Genomic DNA, 25,615 nt, shown 5'->3' with positions numbered 1-25,615 from the left:
CCGGCCTCGGCTAGGCTTCGGCCGCGTGGAGTACGTCGTCGGCAGCGCCGTGGTCGCCGTGCTCGTGGGCGTGCCCGCGATCGTGCTGTGGCGCGTGCTCCGGGGCCGCCGCGAGCTGGGCACCAGCCCGGCCGAGCGGGCCACGTTCGAGACCCTGCACACCGCCTCGCTGGCCGGGCCGCCGCTGCGCGCCGGGCTCACCGACGACGGAGCCGAGCGCGCCTCCCGGCACCTGCGCGCCCTGCTCAACGCGCCCGCGGTGGCCATCGCCGACGCCGAGCGGCTGCTCGTCTACGACGGCGAGGGCGACGACCACCACGCCGAGCGGGCCTTCGAGCACGCCGCCGCCACCCTGGAGGACGGCCGCACCCAGGTGCTCACCCTCGACTGCGACCTGCTCGAATGCCCGATCAGGCAGGCCGTCGTGGTGCCGCTCACCACCGACGACCGGGTCGTCGGCGCCCTCATCGCCTACAGCCAGAGCGCCTCGGCCGGGCTGGTCCGCGCCGCCCAGGAGGTCGCCGGCTGGGTGGACTCCCAGCTCGAACTGGCCGAGCTCGACCGCTCGCGCACCCGGCTCATGGAGGCCGAGGTACGCGCGCTGCGGGCGCAGATCTCCCCCCACTTCATCTACAACTCGCTCACCACGATCGCCTCCTTCGTCCGCACGGACCCGGAGCGGGCCAGGGAGCTGCTGCTGGAGTTCGCCGACTTCACCCGCTACTCCTTCCGCCGGCACGGCGAGTTCACCACCCTCGCCGAGGAGCTGCGCTCCATCGACCGCTACCTGATCCTGGAGCGGGCCAGGTTCGGCGACCAGCTCCAGGTCACCCTCCGCATCGCGCCCGAGGTGCTGCCCGTCGCCGTGCCGTTCCTGTGCCTGCAGCCGCTCGTCGAGAACGCCGTACGGCACGGGCTGGAGAGCCGCAACGGCGTCGGCCGCATCACGATCGTCGCCGAGGACGCCGGGGCCGAATGCCGCATCAGTGTCGAGGACGACGGCCTCGGCATGGACCCCGACCGGCTGCGGCTCATCCTCGCGGGCGAGATCGTCCCGGCGGGCGGCGTCGGGCTGGCCAACGTCGACGAGCGGCTGCGCCAGGTCTACGGCGACGAGTACGGCCTCGTCGTCGAGACCGGCGAAGGAGCGGGCACCAAGGTCAACATCCGATTGCCGAAATATCACCCGGGCGTCTCTGCCCGTTGACCTTGATCTTTGTTGTCGGTTTCATCACTGTCTATGGCACTACTCCGGGTCCTCGCGGTCGACGACGAGCTGCCCGCCCTCGAAGACCTGTCGTACCTGCTGCGCACCGACCCTCGCATCGGCGAGGTCGCCACCGCGCGGGACGGCGCGCAGGCGCTGCGGCTGCTGGACCGCGCCATCGCCGACGGGCGGCCGATCGACGCGGTGTTCCTCGACATCCGCATGCGCGGGCTCGACGGGGTGGTGCTCGGGCGGCTGCTGTCGCAGTTCGCCAACCCGCCCCGGGTGGTGTTCGTGACGGCGTACGAGGAGCACGCCGTGGACGCCTTCGAGATCAAGGCCGAGGACTACCTGCTCAAGCCGGTACGGCCGGAACGGCTCACCGAGGCCATCCGGCGCGTCGCCGTCTCGGCGGACGTGCCGGCGGAAGGCGGCGAGAGCGACACGATCCCGGTCGAGCTGGGCGGGGTGACCCGCTTCGTCTCCAGCGCCGACGTCATCTACGTCGAGGCGCACGGCGACTACGCCCGGCTGCACACCGCGGCCGGCAGCCACCTCGTCCGCATCCCGCTGGCGACGCTGGAGGAACGGTGGGCCCCGGCCGGGTTCCTCCGCGTGCACCGCAGCCACCTCGTGGCCGTCAAGCACATCGACGAGCTGCACATCGACTCGGGCAGGTGCACCGTCCGGGTGGCCGGCACCGAGATCCCGGTCAGCCGCAGGCACACGCGGGAGCTGCGCGACCTGCTGGTCCGGCGCGCGCGGAAGGGACGCCAGGAATGACGACCGGAGGAACGCCCGCGACGCCCCCGGAGGAGCCGCGCCCCGGCCGTCGTCCCGGCCGCGGCGGCGGCCAGACGGCCCGGCGGGTCGCCGTGACGAGCCCGCGCGCCGCCGCCGCGCGCCGCCCCCGCTATCCCGCCACCCGCGAGATCGACGAGCAGACCGGCCTCGGCGAGGTCTACATGCGCTCCCTGCTGCGCACCCAGTTCCGGCTGGCCCTGTTCGTCTGCACCGTGCTGGCCTGCGTGGTGGGCGGCCTGCCGCTGCTGTTCCTGCTCATCCCCGAGCTGCGCGAGGTCGAGCTGCTCGGCGTGCCGCTGCCGTGGGCGGTGCTCGCCGGGCTCATCTACCCCGCCTTCGTCCTCGGCGCGTGGCTGTACGTCCGCCAGGCCGAGCGCAACGAACGCCACTTCGCCGAGCTGGTCGAACGCCGATGAGCCTCACCGCCGTGCTGGTCGTGGTGGTGGCGGCCGTGCTCATCGGAGCCTTCGGCATCCGCGTGTCGCGCACCACGTCCGACTTCTACGTCGCCTCCCGCACCGTCAGCCCGCTGTGGAACGCCTCCGCCATCGGCGGCGAGTACCTGTCGGCCGCCTCCTTCCTCGGCGTCGCCGGGCTCATCCTGGCCTTCGGCGTGGACATGCTGTGGCTGCCCGTCGGCTGGACCGGCGGCTATCTCGTGCTGCTGGTGCTGGTGTCCGCGCCGCTGCGGCGCTCGGGGGCGTACACGCTGCCCGACTTCGCCGAGGCCCGGCTGGAGTCCATGACCGTGCGCAGGACGGCGAGCGTGCTGGTCGTCCTCATCGGCTGGCTCTACCTGATGCCGCAGTTCCAGAGCGCCGGGCTGGTGCTGCGGGAGATCACCGGCGCGCCCCCGTGGGCCGGCGGGCTGCTGGTGGCCGTGGTCGTGGCGGTCAACGTGCTGTCGGGCGGCATGCGCTCGATCACGTTCGTGCAGGCGTTCCAGTACTGGCTCAAGCTGACGGCGCTGGCCGTGCCGCTGGTGTTCCTGCTCATGGCCTGGCGCGCGGGCGGCGCGCCCGGGGTGAGCGCCGCGGACGCCGCCACCTGGCAGACGCCGCTCAGCGGGGGCAGGGAGTACGGGCTCTACTCGACGTACTCGCTGATCCTGGCCACGTTCCTGGGGACGATGGGGCTGCCGCACGTGCTCGTGCGCTTCTACACCAACCCCGACGGCCAGGCCGCCCGCCGTACGACGCTCGTCGTGCTCTCCCTGCTCGGCGCCTTCTACCTGCTGCCCGCCATGTACGGCTGGCTCGGCCGCCTCTACGCCGCCGACCTGACCCGCACCGACACGGTCGTACTGACGCTGCCCGCCCGCATGATCGGCGGCACCCTGGGCGACCTGCTGACGGCGCTGCTGACCGCAGGGGCGTTCGCGGCGTTCCTGTCCACCTCGTCGGGGCTGACCGTCTCCGTGGCGGGGGTGATCGCCCAGGACCTGCTCAAGGGCGGGGTGCGCTCGTTCAGGATCGCCACCCTCATGGCCGTGGCGGTGCCGCTGGCCCTGGCGCTGTGGGCGCGCCAGCTCCCGGTGGCGGACGTGGTGGGGCTGGCCTTCGCGGTCGCGGCCTCGTCGTTCTGCCCGCTGCTGGTGCTCGGCATCTGGTGGCGCCGCCTCACCACGACGGGGGCGCTGGCGGGGCTGCTCGTGGGCGGCGGCCTGGCCTGCGGCGCGGTGCTGGCGACGATCATGGGAGCGCCGTACGACGGCTTCACGGCGGCGCTGCTGGCCCAGCCCGCGGCGTGGACGGTGCCGATCGCGTTCGTGGTGATGGTGTCGGTGTCGTTCCTGACCCCGCACCGGGTGCCGGCGAACGTGGCGCGCGTCATGGTCCGCCTGCACACCCCCGAGAACCTGGACCTGAACCGCGGCGACTGGCGCCCGCGCTCCTCCTAGGGGTCAGGGGGGCGGGAGTTCGCCGGAGCCGCGGGGGACGAGCTCGACGGGCACCTTCACCAGCCGTGACGTGTCCTCCGGCGGGCGCAGCAGCAGGTCCACGGCGGTCCGCGCGAGCAGCGGCACGTCGTAGCGGACGACCGTCACCCCGGGGCTGAAGACGTCGGCGAGGGCGAAGTCGTCGAACCCCACGTACGCGGGCCGCTCCGGCCGCTCCCGCAGCGCCCGCAGGATCCCGATCGCCGCCCGGTTGTTGGCGGCGAAGAACGCGGTCGGCGGATCGGCCAGGTCGAGCAGCCGCGACACCTCCTCCGCCACCCGGCACGGGTCGAAGACCCCGTGCACCACCAGCCGTTCGTCGGCGGGCAGCCCGGCCGCGGCGAGGGCGGCGCGGTAGCCGGCGGCCCGGTCGTGGACGGAGCTCAGCCCGTCGTCGTCGGAGATGAGCGCCACGCGCCGGTGCCCGCGCGCCAGCAGGTGCTCGGTGGCGGCCCGGCCGCCCCGCTCGTCGTCGAGCACGACCACGTCGGCCGCGGCGAGGCCGCGCGGCACCCGGTCCACGAACACCATCCGGAGGCTCGCGTGCTCGGCCAGCCATCCGTGGTCGGCGGCCGACGGCACGACGATGAGGGAGTCGACGCCGCGCGCCGCCATCGACTCGATGAGCATGCGCTCCTTGTCGGGGCTCTCCTCGTAGGAGCCGAAGACGACCAGCGCCTCGTGCTCGGCCGCGGCGGCCTCCACGGCGGCGGCGAGCCGCGCGTAGAACTCGTTGGAGATGTTCTCCATGACCAGGCCGAGCGTCAGCATCGTGGCGCCGCGCGCGAGCCGGGCGGCGGCCTCGTTGCGGCGGTAGCCGAGCGCGCTGATGGCCGCCCGGACCCGCTGCTGCAGCGACGCGCGCACGTGCGGCTCCTGGTTGACCACCCGGGAGACGGTCTTGAGGCTCACGCCCGCCCGCCGGGCCACGTCCGCCATGGTCGGCTTGCGCGCTGTCATCAGATACCTCCGAGGAGACCCCCGCCTTCAGGCGGGGCAGGAATCGGACTCCTGCGGAGCAGGGCAGGAGCAGGCGATACGCCGTCAGGCGGACCGCCGTCGTCTTTCGGATTCGGCCGGTGCGCGGGTGATCTCGCACATATGATCGAGGGGTGGCGCAGCTGGTGAAGCGGGCCTACAAGTACCGCTTCCATCCGACCTCCGAGCAGGCAGAGGAGCTTGTCCGGACGTTTGGTTGCGTGCGCCTGGTCTACAACAAGGCATTGGAAGAGCGGACCCGCGCCTACAGGCTGGAGGGCCGCGGCGTCTCCTACGCGGAGTCGTCGGCCGCGCTGACGGCGTGGAAGAAGACCCCCGAGCTGGCGTTCCTGTGTGAGGTGTCGTCGGTGCCGTTGCAGCAGACGCTGCGGCATCTGCAGGCGGCGTTCGCGAACTTCTTCGCCAAGCGGGCCAAGTACCCGGCGTTCAAGTCCCGTAAGCGGTCGCGGGCGTCGGCCGAGTACACCCGCTCGGCGTTCCGCTGGCGTGACGGCCGGCTCACCCTGGCCAAGATGGCAGCTCCGCTGGACATCGTGTGGTCGCGCCCACTCCCGGAGGGGGCTGAGCCGTCCACGGTCACGGTGTCGAGGGACGCGGCGGGGCGGTGGTTCGTGTCCCTGCTGGTGGAGGAGAAGATCGCGCCGTTGCCGCCGGTCGAGCAGGCCGTCGGGGTGGACGCGGGCCTCACCATGCTGGCGACGCTGTCGTGCGGTGAGCAGATCGTCAATCCGCGTCATGAGCGTCGTGAGCGGCGCAGGCTGGCCAGGGCGCAGCGGGCGCTGGCCCGTAAGGAGAAGGGGTCGAAGAACCGGGCCAAGGCCCGGCTGAAGGTGGCGCGGGTGCATGCCCGGATCGCCGACCGCAGGCGCGACTATCTGCACAAGGTCACCACCCGGCTGGTTTCCGAGAATCAAGTGATCGCCGTGGAGGACCTGTCGGTCCGCAACCTGGTCAGGAACCGCAGGCTGGCTCGCGCCGTCTCGGATGCGGGGTGGCGGGAGCTGCGGCGCATGCTGGAGTACAAGGCTGCCTGGTACGGGCGCACGCTGGTGGTGGCGGACCGCTGGTTTCCCTCCTCCAAGTTGTGCTCGGTCTGCGGGGCCCTGCGGAACGACATGCCGTTGAGCGTCCGCGAGTGGACCTGTGCGTGCGGCGTGGTCCATGACCGGGACGTGAACGCGGCCAGAAACGTGCTCGCCGCCGGGCTGGCGGAGAGCTGAAACGCCTGTGGAGCTGGTGTAAGACCTCAAACGGGAGTCCTCCTCCCGGGCGGGGCGATCGGCGGTGAAGCAGGAAGGCCGACCGGCGATGGTCGGAATCCCCCTCGTGCACGAGGGGGAGGATGTCAAACTCTGCCCCATGAATGACGAATGGATCTGCGGCCGGCTGGGCGAGGACGAGCCGTGGACGCTGGGCGCGGTCAATCCGCCGGTGTTCGAGAACTCGCTGTTCACGTTCGCGACGGCCGAGGAACTGGGCGAGGCCATCAGGAACGAGGACGAGCGCTACGTCTACTGGCGGGGGACCAATCCGACGGTCGACCTCGCCCAGCGTAAGCTCGCGGCGCTGGAGCGGGGGGAACGGGCCAAGTGTTTCGGCTCGGGGATGGGCGCCATCGCGGCGACGATCTCGTCGCAGGTGTCGGCCGGTGACCACGTGCTGGTGCTGGGCGCGGTCTACGGGCCGACCACGCAGTTCCTGCGCTACCTGGAGAAGTTCGGGGTCACGCATACGCACGTGGGCGACCTCGCGGAGTGTGACAGCGCTATCAACGAGCGGACGCGCCTACTCTACTTCGAGTCGCCCTCCTACATGGCGTACGCGATCGTGGACATCGCCGAGGTCGCGGCCTGGGCGCGCGGGCGCGGCCTGGTGACGGTGATGGACAACACCTGGTCCACGCCGCTGTTCCAGAAGCCGCTCACGCTGGGCGTGGACCTGGTGGTGCACTCGCTGTCAAAGTACATCGGCGGCCACAGCGACCTGGTCGGCGGCGTGGTCGTCGGCCCGGCCCGGCTCGTCAGGCCGCTCGCGCTGACCGAGTACCAGCTCTACGGCGCCGCCATGTCGCCGCACGACGCGGCCAAGGTGATCAAGGGGCTGCGGACGCTGTCCGTGCGCATGGCGGCCCACCAGGAGCGGGGGCTCGCGGTGGCGCGGTTCCTGGCCGGCCATCCGGGGGTGCGGGAGGTCAACCATCCTGGCCTGCCGTCGCATCCGGGGCACGCGATCGCCGCGCGGCAGATGTCGGGGTTCTCCAGTCTGTTCAGCGTCGAGCTGGCGACGGACGACACCCACCAGGTCGCGACTTTTCTCGACAGACTGCGGCATTTCAGGATCGGCGTGTCCTGGGGCGGCTTCGAGAGCCTGGTCAACGCCCCGGCCCTGTCCACCGAGGAGAGCGTGCGCGCCACGATGGGCATCCCGGCCGGCCTGGTCCGCCTGTCCGTCGGCCTCGAACCGGCCGGCACCCTGATCGAGGATCTCGATCACGCGCTGAAAGGGGTGAACGGGATGACCGACCGCTCGTCGCGCGAGAAGGACCTTTCGCCGCAGGTCCACCCCAACTAATCGCCGCTCGGCGGCGGCTCGGCGAACAACCCCGTCCCAGCCCTCCACGCGGGGTAGGTTGCGCTCTTACGTTGAGCGTGATCCGCATCACAGTGGAGGTCTCGTGACGACTCAAGAACATGACGCATCGGTCTATGAAACCGTCCAGGAGAGCAGTGAGTTCCAGGAACTGAAACGCCGCTTCCGCGCCTGGACGTTCCCCATGACCGTGGCGTTCCTCGTGTGGTACCTGCTCTACGTCGTGATGTCGGGCTGGGCGCGCGGGTTCATGGCCACCAAGCTGCTCGGGGACATCAACGTCGGGTTGATCTTCGGGTTGCTGCAGTTCGTGTCCACCTTCCTGATCGCGTGGGCCTACGCCAGGCACGCCGACAGGAAGCTGGATCCCATCGCCGACAAGCTGCGTCACGAGGTCGAGGAGAAGACGAAGTGAGCTCCACCACCCTCGGGATGATCCTCTTCCTCACCTTCGTCGCGGCGACGCTGGGGATCACCTTCTGGGCGAGCCGGCAGACCAAGACGGCCGCCGACTACTACGCGGGCGGCCGCTCGTTCAGCGGCGTGCAGAACGGCCTGGCGATCGGCGGCGACTACATGTCGGCCGCCTCGTTCCTCGGCATCGCGGGCATCATCGCGCTGTCCGGCTACGACGGGTTCCTGTACTCCATCGGGTTCCTGGTGGCCTGGCTGGTCGCGCTGCTCCTGGTCGCCGAGCTCATGCGCAACTCCGGCAAGTTCACCATGGCCGACGTGCTGGCCTTCCGGATGAGCCCGCGCCCGGTCCGCACCGCCGCCGGCGTCTCGACGATCGTGGTCAGCATCTTCTACCTGCTGGCCCAGATGGTCGGCGCGGGCGCGCTGGTCGGCCTGCTGCTCGGCATCACCAGCGACGCCGGCAAGGCGTGGACGATCGTCGGCGTGGGCGCCCTGATGATCGTGTACGTCGTCTTCGGCGGCATGAAGGGCACCACCTGGGTCCAGATCGTCAAGGCCGTGCTGCTCATGGGCGGCGCCGCGCTGGTGACGGTGCTGGTGCTCGGCAAGTTCGGCTTCAACCTGTCGGCGCTGCTCGGCCAGGCCGCCGCGACCAGCGGCCCCAAGGCCAACCCGGAGGCCTTCCTCAGCCCCGGCCTGAAGTACGGCACCGAGGCGCAGGGCCTGGCCGGCAAGATCGACCTCATCAGCCTCGGCCTCGCCCTGGTGCTGGGCACGGCCGGCCTGCCGCACATCCTGATCCGCTTCTACACCGTCCCCACCGCCAAGGACGCCCGCAAGTCCGTCCTGTGGGGCATCGGCATCATCGGCGTCTTCTACCTGCTCACCCTGGTCCTCGGCTTCGGCGCGGCGGCCCTGGTCGGCAAGACGGCGATCGCCGAGGGCGACGCGGCGGGCAACACGGCCGCGCCGATGCTGGCCCAGCGGATCGGCGAGGAGATCTTCGGCTCGTTCGGCGGCACGATCCTGCTCGCGCTCATCGGCGCGGTGGCCTTCGCCACGATCCTGGCCGTGGTCGCCGGTCTCACCCTGGCCTCCTCCTCCAGCTTCTCCCACGACCTGTACGCGCACGTCTTCAAGCGCGGCCAGGCCACCGAGCGGCAGGAGGTCGTGGTGGCGCGCATCTCGGCCCTGGTCATCGGCGCCGTCGCGATCGGCCTCGGCATCCTCGCCCAGGGCCAGAACGTGGCGTTCCTGGTGGCCCTGGCCTTCGCGGTAGCGGCCTCGGGCAACCTGCCCGCCATCCTCTACAGCCTGTTCTGGCGGCGCTTCAACACGGCCGGCGCGGTGGCGGCCATCTACGGCGGCCTGGTCTCCGCCCTCCTGCTGGTGATCTTCTCGCCGGTGGTCTCCGGCGCTCCGACGGCCCTGTTCAAGACGGTGGACTTCCACTGGTTCCCGCTGAGCAACCCGGGCATCGTGTCGATCCCGATCGGCTTCCTGTGCGGCTGGCTCGGCACGATCCTGAGCAAGGAGCACAACGAGGCCAAGTACGCCGAGATCGAGGTCCGCTCCCTGACCGGCGTCGGCGCCGAGAAGGCCGGCCAGCACTGACCGCGAGCGTGAGGCGCCTCCTGCCCTGAGGGCGTCTCATCACCGGAGGCGTCCACCCCCGCCCGGGCGCCTCCGGCTCCGAAGGGCCCGGTCCCGTCACGGGGCCGGGCCCTTCCCGCGCGCCCGGCCCCACGCGGCGAAGCGGACGCCTCCGAGGGGCCGCGGCGGTATCGTCGGACCTTTCTTCGAGGCTTTCCGGCGAGGAGCGGCGGTGGCACGAGACGGGGGGCGGCTGCGGCCGGTCGACCTGGCGCGCGGGCACGGGCTGTCCACGCAGGCGGTCCGCAACTACGAGGAGGCGGGCATCCTGCCGCCCGCGGACCGGACGGCCGCCGGATACCGCGTGTACACGCCGCGGCACGCGCAGGCGCTGCGGGCGTTCCTCGCCCTGGCGCCCGCCCACGGGCACGCGGCGGCGACCGCGATCATGCGGGCGGTCAACGCGGGCGAGGTCGAGGACGCGCTGCGGCGGGTGGACGAGAGCCACGCCCAGCTCCTGGACGACCGCCGCACCCTGGAGGCGGTGGAACGCGCGCTGACCGACCTCACCCGGCCCCCGGCCGGGCCCGCCCCACCGGCCGCCGCCGGGGGCGGGCCTGACCTGACGTTCATCGGCCCGCTGGCCCGCCGGCTGGGGCTGCGGCCCGCCACGCTGCGCAAGTGGGAGCGGGCCGGGCTGGTCCGCCCGCGCCGCGACCCGCGGACCGGTTACCGCGTCTACTCGGCCGCCGACGTACGCGACGCGCGGCTCGCCCACCAGCTCAGGCGCGGCGGCTACCCGCTGGAGCAGATCGCCCCGCTCATCGAGCGGGTACGCGCCGCCGGCGGCGTCGAACCCCTGCGGAACGCCCTGGACGGCTGGCGCGGCCGCCTCGCGGTCCGGGGCCGCGCCATGCTGTCGGCCGCCGCCGAGCTGAACGCCTACCTGTCGCTGCCCGACTGACCGCTACGCGCCGTTCGTCACTTTTGGCATAGGGTCCTGGAAGGGGCGTCGGACCGGGGGAGGAGCGCGAGGTGAACGTCAGCCGTCCCCCGGCCACCGCCGGGGAGGCCGCGGCCTTGGAGCGCTGCCGCCGCCTGGTCGAGCCCGCGCTCCGCGAGGCGGTCGCCGGCCTGCACCCCTGGAGTTCGCGGATGGCCGGGTTCGCGCTCGGCTGGTCGGACGCCGACGGCCGCCCCCAGACCGGGGACGGCGGCAAGGGCGTGCGCCCCGCCGTCGTCCTGCTCGCCGCCGAGGCCGTGGGCGCCGACGCGGCGGACGCACTGCCCGGGGCGGTGGCGGTGGAGCTGGTGCACGCCTTCTCCCTGGCACACGACGACATCATCGACCACGACGAACGGCGCCGGCACCGCGAGACCCTCTGGAAGGCGTACGGGCCGGGCCCCGCCCTGCTGACCGGCGACGCGCTGCTGGCCCTGGCCGTCGCCCAGCTCGCCACCGTCCCGGAGGCGATGCGGCTGCTGTCGGCGGCCCTCACGGAGCTCGTCCACGGGCAGAGCGCCGACATGGCCTTCGAGAACCGTCCCTGGCGCGGGCCCCACGCGGTCACCGTCGAGGAGTACACCCGGATGGCGGCGGGCAAGACCGGCGGCCTGCTGGGGGCCGCGGCGGCGCTCGGCGTCACGCTCGGAGGGGCGCCGCCGGAGGCGGCCGAGGCGATGTGGCGGATGGGCTGCGACCTGGGGGTGGCCTTCCAGATCGCCGATGACGTGCTCGGCATCTGGGGCGATCCCGCCGTCACCGGCAAACCGGTGCACAGCGACCTGCGGCGCGAGAAGAAGACGCTTCCCGTGCTGTGCGCGCTCGCCGCGGGCGGGACGGCCGCCCGCGAGCTGTCGGCCGTCCTGGCCGCGGGGCTGGAGGACGAGGACGCGGTCCGCGCGGCGGCCCGGCTGGTCGAGGAGGCGGGCGGGCGCGCCGCCGCCGGCGCGCTGGCCGCCCGCCACCTCTCCGCTGCTCTCCACCTCCTGGACGCGCACCTTCCTCAGGCGGCCGACCTGCGCGCCCTGTGCGAGTCCCTGGTCCACCGCACCCGCTGACCGCCGCCGGGCCGGCGGGCGGGTCAGCCGGCGGGGCGGGAGGCGGTGTCCAGCAGGGCGAGCTCCTGCTCCGTCAGCTCCAGCTCGGCCGCCGCCATCAGCGCCTCCAGCTGCGCGACGTCGCGCGCGCTGGAGATCGGCGCCGCCACCGTCGGCTGCGCCGCGAGCCAGGCCAGCGCGACCGACGCCTGCTCCACGCCCCGCGCGTCGGCCACCTCGGCGAGCGCCCGCAGCGTGCGCCGCCCGTGCTCGGTGGCGAGGTATTCGGCCGCCGACGCGGCCCGCGGGCTCTCCACGGTCACGCCGGGCGCGTACTTGCCGGTCAGGAAGCCGCGCGCGAGCCCGAAGTACGGCGTGCTGGCCAGCCCCTCCCGGGCCACGACGTCTCGCAGCTCGCCCTCGTACCCGCGCTCGACCAGGTTGTACTCCTGCTGCAGGGCCACGTAGCGGACGAGCCCTTCCTTGGCGGAGATCTCGACCGCCTCGGCGAGCCGCCGCGCCGTGTGGTTGGACGCGCCGACGTGGCGCACCTTGCCCTCGCGCACGAGGTCGTCGAACGTGGCCAGCGTCTCCACCAGCGGCGTCTCGTGGTCGTCCACGTGCGCCCAGTAGAGGTCGATGTAGTCGGTGCGGAGCCGCCGCAGCGAGTCCTCGACCGCCGTGCGGATGGTCGCGGGAGCCAGGCCGCGCAGCCCCTCCAGCATGCCGACCTTGGTGGCGAGGACGACGGAGTCGCGGAGGTGCCGCTCCGCGAGCCACTCGCCGATGATCATCTCGGACTTGGACTCGCCGGTCGCCCAGGACGGGTAGACGTCGGCGGTGTCGATGAAGTTGCCCCCGCCCTCGACGTAGGCGTTGAGGATGGCGAACGAGGTCTTCTTGTCGGCCGTCCAGCCGAAGACGTTCGTGCCGAGTGCTACCGGGAAAACGGACAGGTCCGTGGTGCCTATCGATCTCATCCCGCTATTATCCGACGATCCGACAAGGAGGCCCGGATGGCGCCCCGATTACGTGGATGCCTGGTCGGCGCGGTCGTCGCCGGCGGTCTGTTCCTGCTGGGGCTGGCCCTGCTGCTGCCCCGCGGCCCGCAACGGGAAGGGCCGGAACCTGCCGCTTCCGCGTCCGTAACCCCGCGCTCCCCGAGCCCGCCGTCCGCGGCGGAGGTCGTGGGCGAGCGGCGCCTCGACGAGCGCAGGCTGGAGCTCACGATCCGCTCCCCGGCCCTCGGGAACGAGACCACCGAAGTACGCCTGCTCCTCCCGCGCGGCTGGGAGTCCCGCCGCGAGTGGCCCGTACTGTGGCTGCTGCACGGCGGGCTCGACGACCACACCTCCTGGACCGCCAGGACCGACGTCGACGCGCTCACCCGCGACACCGGCGTCATGGTCGTGATGCCGGACGGCGGCAAGTGCGGCAGCTACTCGGACTGGTGGAACGGCGGCGACGGCGGCCCGCCCCGCTGGGAGACCTACCACCTGCGCGAACTGCTCCCCCTCCTCGAAGCCCGCTACCGGGCGGGCCCCGACCGCGCCGTCGCGGGCTACTCCATGGGCGGCCAGGGCGCGATGCTGTACGCGGCCAAGGGCCTGTTCAAGGCGGCCGCCTCCTTCAGCGGCGCCGTGAACATCACCGCCCCCGGCGTCCCCCAGGCCGTGATGGCAGGCACGACGGTCGGCTGCTTCGGCACCGACTGGAAGCGCATCTGGGGCGACCCGGAGGCCCAGCGGGCGGTGTGGCGGGCGCACAACCCGTACGACCTGGCGGAGAAGCTGAAGGGCGTCGAGCTGTACGTGGCCGCCGGCGAGGGCGACCTGGTGGAGGACCTGGCCAACCGGGCCGCCCGCTCCTTCGCGGCCCGTCTCGACGACCTCGGCGTCCCGGTGCGCACGCACTTCTACCGTGGCGGCCACAACCACACGTACTGGCAGCGTGAGCTGCACCGCGCCTACCCGATGCTCGTGGCCGCGATCGGCGCACGGTGACGCCTCTCACATGGGGGAAGAGGGCGTGACGCCGGCGCGGCGGTGCCGCTAATGTTCGTGCTGTGGTGACGGGTGACATGCGCACGCGCATCCTGGACGCGGCGGAGGAGCTGTTCGCGGGTTCCGGCTACGAGGCCACACCGACGGCTGTCATCGCCAACCTCGCGAAGGTCCCCAAAGGGCTCATCTCCGACTACTTCCCCCGCAAGATCGACGTTCTGGTCGCTCTGATCGACGAGCGCACCCACATCGAGGAGGGACGCGACGTCGACGCGGTGCCGGGCGACCCGGCGGGCACGCTCGCCCGGCTCGCCCGCGCGCTGCCGCTGCGCGCCTCCCCGGCGATGCGGCGCATCCTGTTCCGCGAGGCCGACACGCACGGCTCGGTCAAGGAGCGGCTCGGCCGGCTCAACGGCGAGCTCGTCCGGCGTGCCAGGTTCGCGCTGGAGCTGGCGCTACCCGGGGCCCGCGGCGACGCGGCGAGGCTGGAGGTCGCCGCCGCCATGTTCGCCGCCGTCCTCATCTACCAGGAGAACCTCTGGCAGCTCACGGGCCACCAGATCGATCCTGACGCCGTCGCGGAACTCATCGCCCACGCGCTCGTCTAGCAGCTCCTCCAGCGCCTCGCGCAGGTGCCGCAGCAGGCTCCAGACGTCGTCCACGCGCTCGGGGCAGGCGACGAGGCCGAAGTCGAGCATGCCGTCGTAGGAGAAGCAGGTGATGCTCAGCCCGCCGCTCATGTCCGTCAGAACGGACATCGGGTAGTAGGACAGCACCCTGCCCCCGCACAGGTACAACGGGAACTGCGGCCCTGGCACGTTGCTGATGATGAGGTTGACCGGCGGCAGCGTCATGCCCGCCAGCCGGAACACCGCCGGCGTGGCCAGCGCCGTCACCGGGGCGGGCAGCAGCGAGCACAGCTCCTGCAGCCAGGTGGCCGGAGCCAGCGCGAACCTGCGCTTGGCCCGCAGCATCGTCGCGCCCACCACCCGCAGCCGCTCCCGCGCGTCGGGCACGTCGGTGGGCATCGGGGCGATCATGGCCGAGATCTGGTTGCCCGCCGCGTCGCGGGCGCCGTGCTTGCGCACCGCGACCGGCACCGCCACGACCAGCGGCTCCTTCGGCAGGGCGCCGCGCTCGGACAGCCAGGCGCGCAGGGCCGACGCGCACAGGGTCATGATGACGTCGTTGACGCTGACGGAGTTGGCCTTGGCGACGTTCTTGACGTCCTTGAGCGACAGCGACCCGAACGAGACGTGCCGCCGCGCGCTGATCGGCCCGTTGAACGGCGTGCGCGGGGCGGCGAGGCTCGGCAGCTCGGGCCGGTCCCGCCGCTGACCGGACACCAGCCGCGCGGCCCGCGCGATCGCCTTCGCGCCGGGCAGCCGGGACGCCAGCGGGATGGCGTCCATGTCGCCGGCCACCCTGACCGCCGACCCCACCGCCCGCACCGGCTGCGTCACGGACCGCGCCGCCGCCCCCGCCAGCATCCCGACCACCCCGGGCCTGCCGCCCGCTCCCTCCACCGGCCTGGCCCCGCCCGCGCGCCTGGCCATGCCCTCAGGGCCGGCCCCGCACGTGGAACGGCCCATGCCTCCGGGCCGGGCGGTGTCCTGGCCGTCCAGATGGCCGGTCTCCCCGGGACGGGGAGCGGCCTCCGCGTGCGGTGCGGCCTCCCCCTGAGGAGCCGCGCCGGCGCGGGCCTCCGGGGGCTGCGGGCTGCGGCGGGTGAGGTGGCCGTCGGGGGTGAGGTCGAGGAGGGTGGCCAGGGTCTCGGCGCCGGAGACGCCGTCGATGGCGGCGTGGTGCACCTTCGTGTAGACCGCCACCCGCCCCTCCGGCAGCCCGTGGATGAGGTGCATCTCCCACAGAGGATGGGAGCGGTCCAACCGGCGGGCGTGCAGCTCCGCGACCGCCTCGGCGAGCTGCCAGTCGCTGCCCGGCTGGGGCAGGGTCAGCTCGAACAGGTGGTTGCCGATGTCGAAGCAGGGGTCGTGCGTCCAGTAGGGGCGGTCGAGCCCCAGGGGCACCTCGGCCAGCCGGAGGCTCAGCGCGGGGGAGAGGTGCAGGCGGTCGAGCAGGAGGTCCGCCAGCGCGTCCCGGTTGACGGAGCCCTCGCCGGAGTCCAGGATCGCCAGGCCGGCCACGTGCGCGGCGGTGGTCGCGGTCTCGACGTTGAGGAACTGGGCGTCGAGGGCGTTGAGCTGGCGCATCTGCTCTCCTTTCTCCGTCCTACGGGCAGCATCACACGGGCGGATTTCCGTGAGGTTTCCGGGAGAGTGTTTCAGATGAATCGGTCCGCTTCGCGCATGCTGTGAGAAAATGGCCAGCTCAGCAGCTATCCGTGACAATTATCTAGCCAAGAACAACCTCAATCGGGTGTTGCACCACAGCGTAAAAGTGGTACCCGAACGGGTGCCGGGGGATGGTGAGCGGCTGCGTGGCGCCCGTCTCGTCGGTCGCCCTGGCCATGAGCACGTACCGGCCCGGCCGCCGGGGCGCCCAGGTGACGTGCCACTGCGCCCAGGCGCTGACCAGGTGACTTCCGTGCACCTCGGCCTCGCGCCAGGTGTCCCCGCCGTCGAAGCTGACCTCGACCCGCACGATGCGGCCCCGCCCCGACCAGGACCGCCCGTGCAGCACCAGGGGCACGCCGCTGATCGGCAGCCGCGCGTTCCAGGCGAGCTCGAACGCGCTCTTCACCGGCTGCGTGGTCACGTCCGGGTAGAACACGGTGTTCCACGGGCTGAGCAGGGGGCTCGTCGACACCTCCATGTCGCCGAGCCATTTGATGGACGCTATTCCCACCCATCCCGGCACCACCAGGCGGGCGGGGAAACCGTGGTCCGGGGGCAGGGGCTCGCCGTTCATCTCGTACGCCACGAGCACGTCGTCCATGGCCTTCTCCACGGGCAGCGGGCGGCGTACGTGCCCGTAGTCCTCGAACGGGGCGTCCAGGCCGGACGGGAGCACGTCCACGGCGTCGGGCCGCACGCCGGTCTCCTTGAGCAGGTGCCTCAGCGGCACGCCGCGCCAGCGCGCCACCCCGATCGCGCCCAGCCCCCACTGGGTGCCCGGCGCGGCGTCGTGCTGCTGGCGGCCGTAGAACCGGCGGCCGTTTCCCGCGCACTCGATCGCCACGTCGTACGTGCGTGACGGCATGGCGCGCAGCTCCTCGTAGCCGAACGCGCGCGGACATCGGAGGCCGGGACCGTGCAGGCGCAGCCGCCAGGTGGCGGCGTCGATGAGCGGCGTGGCGGTGTGGTTGCGGACGAAGAACCGGTCGATCGGGGTGTGGTATCCCTGGCCCGACATCGCCTCCCACCGCATCTCGGCGTTCTCGCCGCGCACCAAGAACAGGTGGCCGGGCAGGGGTTTCAGGATGGTCGCCGTGGCGTTCCTCATGGCTGTCACCTCGCTATCTGGTATTCCCTACCTGTAAACCATTTAATCTCCTTCCGGCGGCACCCGCGGCGGCCTTTGCCGAAACGGGCCCTCCGTGTCACCCTTCCCTGGGCTCCGGCTCCAACCGGACACGGCCGGCGGCTCACCCGGCGAGCGGGCTCGGACTGTCGCTCAGGACGTGGGCCAGCAGCAGGTCGAGGGGCCGTGGCACGCGGTCGGGTTCGAGCGCCGCGACGAGCAGGCCGGAATAGCGGATCTTCCGGCCGCTGCCCGCGCCCATGAACCGGCGCAACTGGTCGTGCGTGGACCCTCCGCGCCAGGCGGGCTGCCGCTGGAGCGTGCGGAACGAGCCCAGCTCGCCTTCGGCCTCGATGACCCGTTCGACCGCGTCGGTGCCGAGTGCCCGGATCAGCTCGTCCTCCAGGTCGGCCACGCAGACGAAGAACCCGAGCGCCTCCAGGCCCTCCCGGTCGAGGCCCGTGCCGAGGCCGGCGCGTTCGAGACTGCGCCGGTAGTCGCCCTCCTCGCCGGCGTCGCACAGGCCGGCGAGCCGCAGGCCGAGGCCCGCGGGGCCGAACCTGGCGACGTACGTCCCGATGTTCGTGGCGCCGCCCATCGCCACGAGGGAGATGCCCTCCGCCGCCAGGTCCCGGCCACGGCGCTGGGCCAGCACCTCGAACGCCGCCTTGTCGCTGGCGCCCTCGACCAGGACCACGGTTCGTGTCTCGCTCACGTGCTCACCCTTTCACCCGGCCCCGACGTTGTTCATCCGCTTTTGCACGCCCTCCCAAGCCGGGCGGACAGGGCGGAGTGCGTCCGGTTTCGGGCAAAAGTTGATGAGGGCCGCCAGATTTATGGTGTTATATCCAGATTTCGAGAGCAGGCTAAACCAGGAAAGGGGGATCACCCCATGGGACCAGCACTGTGCGCCCTCAGCACCGGACCCAGAAGAGCCCCCGCCCGCCACGGACCCTCGCCCGCTACGGAGCCCGCCCGCCGGTGTTACCGGGAACGCCCGAAGAAGGCCAGGAGGCGTTCGAGCGGCCAGGTGTTGATGACGTCGTCAGGCGTCAGCCAGGCCCGCTGCGCGATCCCGACGCCGAAGCGCTGGTGCGCGAGGTGCGGGATCGCGTGCGAGTCGCTGTCGATGGAGAACTTGACCCCGTGGTGCTTGGCCAGCCGCACCAGGTCGGACGGCAGGTCGGAGCGGTCGGGATAGGAGTCGATCTCCATCGCGGTGCCGGTGCGCGCCGCGGCGCGGAAGACGGCGTCCCAGTCGGCGTCCACCGGCTCGCGCTTGCCGATCTTGCGGGTGGTGGGGTGGCCGATGACGTCGACGTACGGGTTCTCGCAGGCGGTGATGAACCGGCGCGTCATCTCGTCCCGGGACATGCTGAAATGCGAGTGGACCGACGCCACGCACATGTCGAAGTCCCGCAGCACCTCGCCGGGCCAGTCGACCGACCCGTCGGGGGCGATGTTGAGCTCGGAGCCGTGCAGCAGCCGCATGTCCGGATATTTCTCCTGCAGCCGGGCCAGCCGCTCCCGCTGCTCCAGCGCCTTGTCCAGCGTCATCCGCTGCATCGACAGGTCGGGCGCGTGGTCCGTCACCGCGTAGTAGGCGTAACCGCGGGCGTGCCCGGCGGCCACCATGTCCTCCAGCGGGGCGATGCCGTCGGTCAGGTCGGTGTGCGTGTGCAGGTCGCCCTTGAGGTCGGCCAGCTCCACCAGCGCCGGCAGCTCGCCCCGCAGCGCCGCCTTGACCTCGCCGCCGTCCTCCCGCATCGGCGGCGGGACGTACTGCATGCCGAGCGCGTGGTAGATGTCCTCCTCGGACTCGGCCGCGATCACCCGCTCGCCCTCGAACAGGCCGTACTCCGACAGCTTCCACCCCTTCTTCACCGCCATCTCCCTGATGGCCACGTTGTGCTCCTTGGAGCCGGTGAAGTACTGCAAGGCCGCGCCCCAGGAGCCGGCCGGGATGCGCCGCAGGTCGACCTGGACGCCCGACGTGGTGCGGACCGAGGTCTTCTTGTCGCCGGCCGCGATCACCTCCGCGACGTAGGGCTGCGCGCGGAACTCCTCCATGATCGACTCGGGTGCGACCGCGAGGATGTCGATGTCGCCGATCGTGTCCTTCATCCGCCGCAGCGACCCCGCGTACGCGATCCGCTCGGCGCTCAGCGACCCCATCACCTGCTCGGCCAGCGCCATCGCGACCCCGATGTGCACCCGCCTGCCGGACTGCTCCAGTTGCTCGACGCCCTTCAGCAGATTGGCCAGCGTCTTCGGGCCGAGACCCTTGACGCCCTTGAGCCGGCCCCCCTCGATGGCCTCGCGCAGCGCGTCGGTCGAGTCGATGCCGTAGTCCTCGAACAGCATGATCGCCGTCTTCGGGCCCAGGCTCGGCACCCGCGTCAGCCTCCGCACGCCCTCGGGCACCCGCCCCCGCAGGTCGTCGAGCTGCCGGAAGCTGCCCCGCTGGAGAAACTCCTCCATCTTCTTGGCGATCGCCTCGCCGACCCCGGGCACCGAGCGCACGTCGGTCACCGAGATGTCCTCGGGGAACCCGGCGATGGCCTTGGCCGCCTTCTGGTAGCTCCGCACCCGGAAGGCGTCGCCGCCGCAGAGCGCGAACAGCTCCGCGTATTCCTGCAGCGCCGACGCCGCCTCCTCATTTGCCCGCATGCCCCTAACCCTAGAGGCCCGCACCGACAATCCTGGAAGGCTCAGAACCGCACGTCACGCGGCCGGTACGGCTCCGCCAGGAACGCCAGCTCCTCCTCCGACAGCCGCACGTCCACGGCCGCCACCGCGTCGTCCACGTGCCGGTCCTTGGTGGCCCCGACGATCGGCGCGGTGACCGCGGGCTGGTGCAGCAGCCAGGCCAGGGCGACCTGCGCGGCCGGCAGCCCGCGGTCGGCGGCCACCCGCGCCACGCGGTCCACGATGACCTTGTCGTTCTCCGGGTCGTACAGCGCCTCGATGCGGGCGTCGGAGCCGGCCCGGGCGGTGGACGCCGCCGCGCCCGCCCTGGCCAGCACGCCGCGCGCGAGCGGGCTCCACGGGATCACGCCCACGCCCTGGTCGAGGCAGAGCGGCAGCATCTCCCGCTCCTCCTCCCTGTAGAGCAGGTTGTAGTGCGGCTGCATCGACACGAACTTCGTCCACCCGTTGAGCTCGGCCACGTGCTGGGCCTTGGCGAACTGCCACGCCGACATCGAGGACGCGCCGAGGTAGCGCACCTTGCCCGCCCTGACCACGTCGTGCAGCGCCTCCATCGTCTCCTCGATGGGCGTCTCGGGGTCCCAGCGGTGGATCTGGTAGAGGTCCACGTGGTCGGTGCCGAGCCGGCGCAGCGAGGCGTCGATGCCGGCCATGATGTGCTTGCGCGACAGGCCGCCGTCGTTGGGACGGTCGCTCATCGGGAAGTACACCTTGGTGGCCAGCACGTAGTCCTCGCGGCGCGGGAAGATCGCGCGCAGCACGTTTCCGGTCACCACCTCGCTCTCGCCCCGGCTGTACATGTCGGCCGTGTCGAAGAAGGTCACGCCGGCGTCCGCCGCCCGGCGGATGATCGGCTCCGCCTCGTCCTGCGGCAGCGCCCAGTCCTGGCGGGCCGGGTCGCCGTAGCTCATCATGCCGAGGCACACTCGCGAGACCCGCAGCCCCGTGCCACCCAGTCGTGTGTAATCCATACCGCTCACCCTAGGGGGCGGAACGTACGCTTTTCCGCCCTGTCGACCCGTTCCCGGATCCGGGGGATGCTGCGAACATGGAACCCCGCGTGCGGCCCCTGCCTCCCGAGGAGTGGGACGGCTTCATCGAGGCCAACCCCTACAACGTCTTCGCCACCCTCGCCCGCCATCCGGCGCTCTACCGGGCCTGGCTCGGCTTCGGCGGCGCGCTGCTCGACGGCACGCTGCCGGCCCGCGACCGCGAGCTGGCCATCCTCCGCACGGCGCACCACAGCCGCAGCGCCTACGAGTGGGCCCACCACGCCCGCCTCGGACGCGAGGCGGGCCTGACGCAGCTGGAGATCGACTCGGTACGCCACCCAGACGCGCTGTGGCCGGTCGAGGACCGGCTCGTCCTCCAGGTCGCCGACGACCTGCACTACGGCGGCGACCTGACCGACGCCACCTGGGCCGCGCTCTGCGACCGCTACGACGAGGCGGGCAGGATCGAGCTGGTCATGCTGGTCGCCCACTACCGGATGCTGGCGCTGGTGCTGCGGACGCTCAGAGTGGCGATCGAGGAGTGATGACGGTGACGCCCGGCACCGAGCCCATCGCGGCGAGGGCCTTGCCCGCGTCGGCCAGCCCGATGGTCCGGGTGACGAGCTGGTCGGGGTGGAGCACCCCGGCCCTGATCAGCTCCAGCATCTGCGGGTAGGCGTGCGCGGCCATGCCGTGGCTGCCGAGCAGCCGCAGCTCCTGGCCGATCACGCGGTCCATCGGCACCGGCGTCGGCCCGCCGGGCAGCAGGCCCACCTGGACGTGCCGGCCCCGGCGGCGCAGGCTCTCGACCGAGGCGGCGCAGGTCTGGGGGCTGCCCAGCGCGTCGAGTGACACGTGCGCGCCGCCCCTGGTCAGCTCGCGCACCTGGGCCGCGGCGTCGCCCGCCGAGGCGTTGACGAAGTGCGTCGCCCCGGCCTGCTCGGCCAGGTGCAGCGCGTCGCCGCTGACGTCCACGGCCACGACGCGCGCCCCGGCGGCCGTGGCGATCATGACGGCGGACAGCCCCACGCCGCCGCAGCCGTGCACCGCGACCCACTCGCCCGGCCGTACCTCTCCCACCTGGGCGACGGCGCGGAAGGCGGTGGCGAACCGGCAGCCCAGCCCGGCCGCCGTGACGAAGGCCATGTTCTCGGGGACGGCGACCAGGTTGACGTCGGCGTGGTCGATCGCGACGTACTCGGCGAAGGAGCCCCAGTGGGTGAAGCCCGGCTGCGTCTGCCGCTCGCACACCTGCTGCTCGCCCGCCGCGCAGGACGGGCACGTGCCGCAGGCGCACACGAAGGGCGCGGTCACGCGCGCGCCCGGCCGCCAGCCGCGCACGTCGGGGCCGACGGCCTCGACGACGCCCGCGAACTCGTGGCCGGGGACGTGCGGCAGGGCCCTGATGTCGGGGTCGTGGCCCTGCCAGCCGTGCCAGTCGGACCGGCACAGCCCCGTGGCGAGAACCCTGATCACCGCGCCGTGCGGGGCGGGGGCCGGATCCGGCAGCTCGCGCACGTCGAGCTCGCCCCCGAAGATGTCAAACGCAACCGCTCGCATCTCATGAGCTTAGAGTGAGCCGCCGTGACCTGCGCAAGCGCCCGCACTGTCACAGGTGTGGAATCCGGCGGGCAGGACAGTTAGGGGTGATGGGACAAGACTTGGACAAGGAGCGTTTCACCGAGGAGGAGTACCTCCGCTTCGGCGAGCGCATCCGCGGGCAACTCGGCACGCTGCGCGAGATGCTCGGCACCCCCGGCTTCGGTCAGGGCCCGGTGACGATCGGCGCGGAGCTGGAGCTGTTCCTCGTCGACGAGCGGGGCCGGCCCCTCCCGCGCAACAGCGAGGTGCGCGAGGCCCTCGGCGACCCCCGCGTGGTGCTGGAGCTCGGCCGCTACAACCTCGAGGTGAACCTCACCCCTACGACGCTGGAGGGCAAGCCGTTCGAGCTGCTGGGCGCCGAGATCCAGGACACCGTGAGCAAGGTGGACGCGGCGGTCGAGGGCGGTGGCGCGCTGCCCATCGGCATCCTGCCCACCCTGGAGACCGGGGACTTCACGGTCGGCGCGATGAGCGACCAGAACCGCTACCGGGCCATGAGCAGGGGCCTGCGGCGCCTGCGGCTGGAGCCGTTCCTCGTCAAGATCGACGACCTGGAGCTGTCGGTCGAGGACGTCATCCTGGAGAGCGCCAACACCTCCTGGCAGGTGCACATCCGCACGCCGCCGGAGCGTTTCGCGCGGCTGTTCAACGCCGCCCAGCTCGCCATCGGGCCGGTGCTGGCGGCCTGCGGCAACTCGCCGATCTTCCTCGGCCCGCGCAAGTGGGAGGAGACCCGCATCGCGCTGATGGAGGAGGCCGCCGACGACCGCGACGTGGCGCGGCTCGAACGGCGGGACGGGCGGGTCACGTTCGGCTCCGACTGGGTGCGCGAGGGTGCGATCGAGCTGTTCGAACGGTACGTGGCGGACTACGAGCCCATCGTGCCCGACCTCGTCGACGACGCCGGGCCTCACGACGTGCCCGAGCTGCGGCTGCACCAGGGCACCATCTGGCAGTGGAACCGGCCGGTCTACGACCCCGCCGACGGCGGCCACCTGCGCATCGAGATGCGGGCGCTGCCCGCCGGGCCCTCGTGCGCGGACATGGCGGCGAACACCGCGTTCCTGGTCGGGCTCACGCTCTCGCAGGCCGAACGGGACCTGACCGGCTACCGCTTCGCCGAGGCGTACCAGAACTTCTACCGCGCCGCCATGCACGGGCTGGACGCCAAGCTGTCGTGGCCGGGCTGGGACGGCGAGCACGAGGCCGCCGACCTCGTTCTCCGGTTGCTGCCGGAGGCGCGCGAAGGGCTGCTCGGCGCGGGGGTGGCGCCCAGCGACGCCGATCGCGCCCTGGAGATCATGGAGCAGCGTACGCGCCTGCGCCGTACGGGCGCGGTGTGGCAGCGCGAGACGCTGGAGAGCTTCGGCGGCGACGTCGAGCGGCTGGTCCGCCGTTACCGTGAGCTGGCCCTGTCGGGATTGCCGGTGCATATGTGGCGTTGAGTCACAACCATCCCCCTTCCCGTTCCGTCACACTGGGTAAAAGGACGGAAAAGGAAGGAAGTTATGTCGGCGACGGGGATGGTAATAACCGATAAATCACCTTTCGCCCTCAAAAGGGCAACGGGGGACCTCGCGGACGGAGCGGCCAAACTGGCCGAGGAGATCGGCGCCACCGCCGTCGAGGCGGTGCTGGCCCAGGCCAACCGGGCGGCGGCACGCAGAGGAGCGACCGCCGCCCTCGGCCCGATGCAGCCGAGACCGGCCGAATGGTACGCCTTCGACGCCGGCGACCAGGACACCGTCGACTGGTACCCGCAGGGCCTCACCGGCAGCACGGACTCCGGCGAGATCGGCGTGCCCACGCTCGTGGCGAGCTGGTACTTCAAGCCCATGGCCGGCGAACGCGGCATCCGGGTGACGTTCCTGAGCCCGCGGACGCTGAAGTACCGGCACGCGCTGCTCGTGCTGGCCAGGCCCGACGGCTCGTACGGGCCGATCAACATCCACGCGGGCGGCATCGCCATCGACGGCGACCTGCTCTACGTGGCCGACACGGTGCGCGGCCTGCGCGTCTTCGACCTGCGCAACATCCTCGACCTGCGTACCGCCCAGAACGACCTCGGCGACGCCGACCGCATCGGCCGGAACGGCGGCAGGTTCCACGCCTTCGGCTACCGCTACGTCATCCCGCAGACCGACATGTGGCAGCTCGCGACCGCCGGCCCGGTCTTCTCCTTCGTCGCGCTCGACCGCAGCGGCGGCGCCGGCAGGCTGATCACCGGGGAGTACCGCGAGAACGACCCCGGCGGCCGGGTGGCCCGCTGGAACCTGCCCTTCACCGGCGGCGAGCCCGCCGAGGCGTACGTCATGGGCCGGCCCAAGATCCAGGGCGCGCTCTCCCAGGGCGACACTTGGTACCTCAGCCAGACCGGCGGCTCGGCCCGCAACGGCAAGCTGCTGGTCCACCGCGGCGGCCAGTTCCAGACCAGGCCGTTCCCCATCGGCCCCGAGGACCTCACGGTGCACGACGGCAGACTGTGGAGCGTCACCGAGTTCAAGGGCAAGCGCGTCCTCTTCGGCGTCAGCCTGTGAGCCGGTTCGCGCGCGAGGCTCAACCGGCGAGGTGCCGCAACAGGACCTCGCGGTAGCGGGCGTCGAAGGCGTCGTAGCGGGCCCGCAGCTCCGCCCCCGGCCACCCCGCCGGCAACAGCTCCGGCGGCAGCAGCGGATCGGCCAGCAGGTGGCGCAGCACCGCGGCCGACACCAGGAAGCCCTCCGCCAGCCCGTCCGCCCGCTCCAGCGCTCCCTCCAGACGGCGGGCCTCGGCGGCCCAGCCGTCGAGATCCCACAGCAGGGGAGTGGGATCGCGGCGAGGGCGGCCGTCGATGAGCGTGCACTGGGCCGTGACGACCTCCGGCCAGGCCGAACGCACCAGGTTCGCCGGCCGCATCCACGTGCCCTCGCGCAGCTCGGCCAGGCGCAGCGCGGTCATCGCGTGCCGGAGCGCCACCCGGTCGGCGGGCGCGCGCCGCTCGGCGGTGACCACCGCCACCTCCCACGTGCCGTCCCAGGGCCTGGTGCGGGGGTCACGGCTCTCGTCCTGGCGGGCCTGGCGCTCGATCAGGCGCGGCGAGAGCGTGTAGAAACCGTCCTCCTGGACGAGGTCGCCCGCGGCCACCATGCGGGACAGCGCCACCCGTACGGTGCCCTCGGCGACGCCGAACAGCGCGCCGATGCGGACGAGATGCCGGGCGGGCAGGCGCGGCGGATGGCTGCCGAGCAACGCGCTCAGCACGGCCGAACGGGCGCTCAAGGTGGTGGTGCCGATATTACGCTCTTCCATCGCGCGTCGA

The 25,615-nt window shown here is 72.2% G+C and carries 22 protein-coding genes and 2 pseudogenes; 15 read left to right on the top strand and 9 right to left on the bottom strand.

Going from position 1 to position 25,615, the window contains the following annotated elements:
• Positions 1 to 25 precede the first annotated feature (25 nt).
• From Nocox_RS28925 to Nocox_RS28910, 4 genes are read left to right on the top strand one after another with little or no spacing between them, the layout of a single operon-like run.
• Positions 26 to 1,207 (top strand): sensor histidine kinase, encoded by a 1,182-nt coding sequence (locus Nocox_RS28925; RefSeq protein WP_020540565.1) that lies wholly within the window; start codon positions 26 to 28, stop codon positions 1,205 to 1,207.
• Between the two features lie 33 nt (positions 1,208 to 1,240).
• Positions 1,241 to 1,990 (top strand): LytR/AlgR family response regulator transcription factor, encoded by a 750-nt coding sequence (locus Nocox_RS28920; RefSeq protein ID WP_020540564.1) that lies wholly within the window; start codon positions 1,241 to 1,243, stop codon positions 1,988 to 1,990.
• Entirely contained in the window at positions 1,987 to 2,427 is a 441-nt protein-coding gene (locus Nocox_RS28915) for a hypothetical protein (RefSeq protein ID WP_020540563.1), read from the top strand. Before Nocox_RS28920 ends, Nocox_RS28915 begins: the two co-directional genes overlap by 4 nt.
• Positions 2,424 to 3,911, top strand: coding sequence for a sodium/solute symporter (locus Nocox_RS28910; protein ID WP_020540562.1), 1,488 nt, complete (start codon positions 2,424 to 2,426; stop codon positions 3,909 to 3,911). The genes Nocox_RS28915 and Nocox_RS28910 overlap by 4 nt, the downstream gene beginning before the upstream one ends.
• A gap of 3 nt (positions 3,912 to 3,914) precedes the next feature.
• Here Nocox_RS28910 and Nocox_RS28905 read toward each other — a convergent pair whose 3' ends face one another.
• The gene (locus Nocox_RS28905) at positions 3,915 to 4,910 is read right to left on the bottom strand and encodes a LacI family DNA-binding transcriptional regulator (protein WP_033407900.1); all 996 of its coding nucleotides are present in this window, start codon (positions 4,908 to 4,910) and stop codon (positions 3,915 to 3,917) included.
• Between the two features lie 152 nt (positions 4,911 to 5,062).
• On the opposite strand from Nocox_RS28905, the pseudogene Nocox_RS28900 reads away from it, so the two are divergent.
• From Nocox_RS28900 to Nocox_RS28875, 6 genes and pseudogenes are all read left to right on the top strand, one after another.
• Positions 5,063 to 6,257: pseudogene (locus Nocox_RS28900) on the top strand (RNA-guided endonuclease InsQ/TnpB family protein); the annotation flags it as partial.
• Between the two features lie 51 nt (positions 6,258 to 6,308).
• Positions 6,309 to 7,520 (top strand): trans-sulfuration enzyme family protein, encoded by a 1,212-nt coding sequence (locus Nocox_RS28895; RefSeq protein ID WP_020546449.1) that lies wholly within the window; start codon positions 6,309 to 6,311, stop codon positions 7,518 to 7,520.
• 103 nt (positions 7,521 to 7,623) lie between these two features.
• Positions 7,624 to 7,953: a DUF485 domain-containing protein gene (locus Nocox_RS28890; RefSeq protein WP_026215012.1), complete on the top strand. Its 330-nt coding sequence runs from the start codon at positions 7,624 to 7,626 to the stop codon at positions 7,951 to 7,953.
• Between the two features lie 17 nt (positions 7,954 to 7,970).
• Positions 7,971 to 9,569, top strand: a complete 1,599-nt coding sequence (locus Nocox_RS28885; RefSeq protein ID WP_051112729.1) for a solute symporter family protein — start codon at positions 7,971 to 7,973, stop codon at positions 9,567 to 9,569.
• 211 nt (positions 9,570 to 9,780) lie between these two features.
• Positions 9,781 to 10,512: a TioE family transcriptional regulator gene (locus Nocox_RS28880; protein ID WP_020546446.1), complete on the top strand. Its 732-nt coding sequence runs from the start codon at positions 9,781 to 9,783 to the stop codon at positions 10,510 to 10,512.
• A 71-nt stretch (positions 10,513 to 10,583) separates the two neighbouring features.
• Positions 10,584 to 11,609 (top strand): polyprenyl synthetase family protein, encoded by a 1,026-nt coding sequence (locus tag Nocox_RS28875; RefSeq protein ID WP_020546445.1) that lies wholly within the window; start codon positions 10,584 to 10,586, stop codon positions 11,607 to 11,609.
• A 23-nt stretch (positions 11,610 to 11,632) separates the two neighbouring features.
• Here the strand turns inward: Nocox_RS28875 and Nocox_RS28870 are convergent, their stop codons facing one another.
• Positions 11,633 to 12,568, bottom strand: a complete 936-nt coding sequence (locus Nocox_RS28870; RefSeq protein WP_020546444.1) for an aldo/keto reductase — start codon at positions 12,566 to 12,568, stop codon at positions 11,633 to 11,635.
• Between the two features lie 36 nt (positions 12,569 to 12,604).
• Here Nocox_RS28870 and Nocox_RS28865 point away from each other — a divergent pair, with 36 nt between their 5' ends.
• Positions 12,605 to 13,591, top strand: coding sequence for an alpha/beta hydrolase (locus Nocox_RS28865; RefSeq protein WP_020546443.1), 987 nt, complete (start codon positions 12,605 to 12,607; stop codon positions 13,589 to 13,591).
• Positions 13,592 to 13,668: 77 nt separating this feature from the next.
• Positions 13,669 to 13,758 (top strand): annotated as a pseudogene (locus Nocox_RS44030) (TetR family transcriptional regulator); the annotation flags it as partial.
• A 288-nt stretch (positions 13,759 to 14,046) separates the two neighbouring features.
• Here Nocox_RS44030 and Nocox_RS43335 read toward each other — a convergent pair.
• The 5 genes from Nocox_RS43335 to Nocox_RS28830 all read right to left on the bottom strand — a co-directional run bounded on the left by Nocox_RS43335 (position 14,047) and on the right by Nocox_RS28830 (position 20,694).
• On the bottom strand, positions 14,047 to 15,804 hold the full coding sequence (locus Nocox_RS43335; protein ID WP_020546441.1) for a wax ester/triacylglycerol synthase family O-acyltransferase: 1,758 nt from the start codon (positions 15,802 to 15,804) through the stop codon (positions 14,047 to 14,049).
• A gap of 142 nt (positions 15,805 to 15,946) precedes the next feature.
• Positions 15,947 to 16,996: a sulfite oxidase gene (locus Nocox_RS28845; RefSeq protein WP_020546440.1), complete on the bottom strand. Its 1,050-nt coding sequence runs from the start codon at positions 16,994 to 16,996 to the stop codon at positions 15,947 to 15,949.
• Between the two features lie 142 nt (positions 16,997 to 17,138).
• Positions 17,139 to 17,729 (bottom strand): TOPRIM nucleotidyl transferase/hydrolase domain-containing protein, encoded by a 591-nt coding sequence (locus tag Nocox_RS28840; RefSeq protein WP_020546439.1) that lies wholly within the window; start codon positions 17,727 to 17,729, stop codon positions 17,139 to 17,141.
• Between the two features lie 269 nt (positions 17,730 to 17,998).
• Complete coding sequence (polX, locus tag Nocox_RS28835; RefSeq protein ID WP_020546438.1) at positions 17,999 to 19,684, bottom strand: DNA polymerase/3'-5' exonuclease PolX; 1,686 nt, start codon at positions 19,682 to 19,684, stop codon at positions 17,999 to 18,001.
• Positions 19,685 to 19,725: 41 nt separating this feature from the next.
• Entirely contained in the window at positions 19,726 to 20,694 is a 969-nt protein-coding gene (locus Nocox_RS28830; protein WP_026215011.1) for an aldo/keto reductase, read from the bottom strand.
• A 77-nt stretch (positions 20,695 to 20,771) separates the two neighbouring features.
• Between Nocox_RS28830 and Nocox_RS28825 the strand changes: the two genes are divergently transcribed.
• Positions 20,772 to 21,260: a carboxymuconolactone decarboxylase family protein gene (locus Nocox_RS28825; RefSeq protein WP_020546436.1), complete on the top strand. Its 489-nt coding sequence runs from the start codon at positions 20,772 to 20,774 to the stop codon at positions 21,258 to 21,260.
• Here the strand turns inward: Nocox_RS28825 and Nocox_RS28820 are convergent.
• Positions 21,238 to 22,275 (bottom strand): zinc-dependent alcohol dehydrogenase family protein, encoded by a 1,038-nt coding sequence (locus tag Nocox_RS28820; RefSeq protein WP_020546435.1) that lies wholly within the window; start codon positions 22,273 to 22,275, stop codon positions 21,238 to 21,240. The genes Nocox_RS28825 and Nocox_RS28820 overlap by 23 nt on opposite strands.
• A gap of 89 nt (positions 22,276 to 22,364) precedes the next feature.
• Between Nocox_RS28820 and Nocox_RS28815 the strand changes: the two genes are divergently transcribed.
• Both Nocox_RS28815 and Nocox_RS28810 read left to right on the top strand, forming a co-directional pair.
• Positions 22,365 to 23,762: a glutamate-cysteine ligase family protein gene (locus Nocox_RS28815; RefSeq protein WP_026215010.1), complete on the top strand. Its 1,398-nt coding sequence runs from the start codon at positions 22,365 to 22,367 to the stop codon at positions 23,760 to 23,762.
• 78 nt (positions 23,763 to 23,840) lie between these two features.
• On the top strand, positions 23,841 to 24,854 hold the full coding sequence (locus Nocox_RS28810) for an LVIVD repeat-containing protein (RefSeq protein WP_157383390.1): 1,014 nt from the start codon (positions 23,841 to 23,843) through the stop codon (positions 24,852 to 24,854).
• Between the two features lie 19 nt (positions 24,855 to 24,873).
• Here Nocox_RS28810 and Nocox_RS28805 read toward each other — a convergent pair whose 3' ends face one another.
• Positions 24,874 to 25,605 (bottom strand): PaaX family transcriptional regulator C-terminal domain-containing protein, encoded by a 732-nt coding sequence (locus Nocox_RS28805; RefSeq protein ID WP_026215009.1) that lies wholly within the window; start codon positions 25,603 to 25,605, stop codon positions 24,874 to 24,876.
• Between the last annotated feature and the right edge of the window lie 10 nt (positions 25,606 to 25,615).

Source organism: Nonomuraea coxensis DSM 45129 (genome assembly GCF_019397265.1).
In the GTDB taxonomy this organism is placed as follows: domain Bacteria; phylum Actinomycetota; class Actinomycetes; order Streptosporangiales; family Streptosporangiaceae; genus Nonomuraea; species Nonomuraea coxensis.
Note: the sequence above shows the minus strand (reverse complement) of the source record. Positions and strands in the feature narration are given on the sequence as shown.

Bases quoted from the DNA above. Each gene is read 5' to 3' on its own strand.
- Nocox_RS28830 (WP_026215011.1), bottom strand. From the start codon at position 20,694: ATGGATTACACACGACTGGGTGGCACGGGGCTGCGGGTCTCGCGAGTG.
- Nocox_RS28825 (WP_020546436.1), top strand. From the start codon at position 20,772: ATGGAACCCCGCGTGCGGCCCCTGCCTCCCGAGGAGTGGGACGGCTTC.
- Nocox_RS28885 (WP_051112729.1), top strand. From the start codon at position 7,971: ATGATCCTCTTCCTCACCTTCGTCGCGGCGACGCTGGGGATCACCTTC.
- Nocox_RS28915 (WP_020540563.1), top strand. From the start codon at position 1,987: ATGACGACCGGAGGAACGCCCGCGACGCCCCCGGAGGAGCCGCGCCCC.
- Nocox_RS28905 (WP_033407900.1), bottom strand. From the start codon at position 4,910: ATGACAGCGCGCAAGCCGACCATGGCGGACGTGGCCCGGCGGGCGGGC.
- Nocox_RS28870 (WP_020546444.1), bottom strand. From the start codon at position 12,568: ATGAGATCGATAGGCACCACGGACCTGTCCGTTTTCCCGGTAGCACTC.
- Nocox_RS28910 (WP_020540562.1), top strand. From the start codon at position 2,424: ATGAGCCTCACCGCCGTGCTGGTCGTGGTGGTGGCGGCCGTGCTCATC.
- Nocox_RS43335 (WP_020546441.1), bottom strand. From the start codon at position 15,804: ATGCGCCAGCTCAACGCCCTCGACGCCCAGTTCCTCAACGTCGAGACC.
- Nocox_RS28815 (WP_026215010.1), top strand. From the start codon at position 22,365: ATGGGACAAGACTTGGACAAGGAGCGTTTCACCGAGGAGGAGTACCTC.
- Nocox_RS28820 (WP_020546435.1), bottom strand. From the start codon at position 22,275: ATGCGAGCGGTTGCGTTTGACATCTTCGGGGGCGAGCTCGACGTGCGC.
- Nocox_RS28920 (WP_020540564.1), top strand. From the start codon at position 1,241: ATGGCACTACTCCGGGTCCTCGCGGTCGACGACGAGCTGCCCGCCCTC.
- Nocox_RS28895 (WP_020546449.1), top strand. From the start codon at position 6,309: ATGAATGACGAATGGATCTGCGGCCGGCTGGGCGAGGACGAGCCGTGG.
- Nocox_RS28805 (WP_026215009.1), bottom strand. From the start codon at position 25,605: ATGGAAGAGCGTAATATCGGCACCACCACCTTGAGCGCCCGTTCGGCC.
- polX (WP_020546438.1), bottom strand. From the start codon at position 19,684: ATGCGGGCAAATGAGGAGGCGGCGTCGGCGCTGCAGGAATACGCGGAG.
- Nocox_RS28845 (WP_020546440.1), bottom strand. From the start codon at position 16,996: ATGAGGAACGCCACGGCGACCATCCTGAAACCCCTGCCCGGCCACCTG.
- Nocox_RS28865 (WP_020546443.1), top strand. From the start codon at position 12,605: ATGGCGCCCCGATTACGTGGATGCCTGGTCGGCGCGGTCGTCGCCGGC.
- Nocox_RS28810 (WP_157383390.1), top strand. From the start codon at position 23,841: ATGGTAATAACCGATAAATCACCTTTCGCCCTCAAAAGGGCAACGGGG.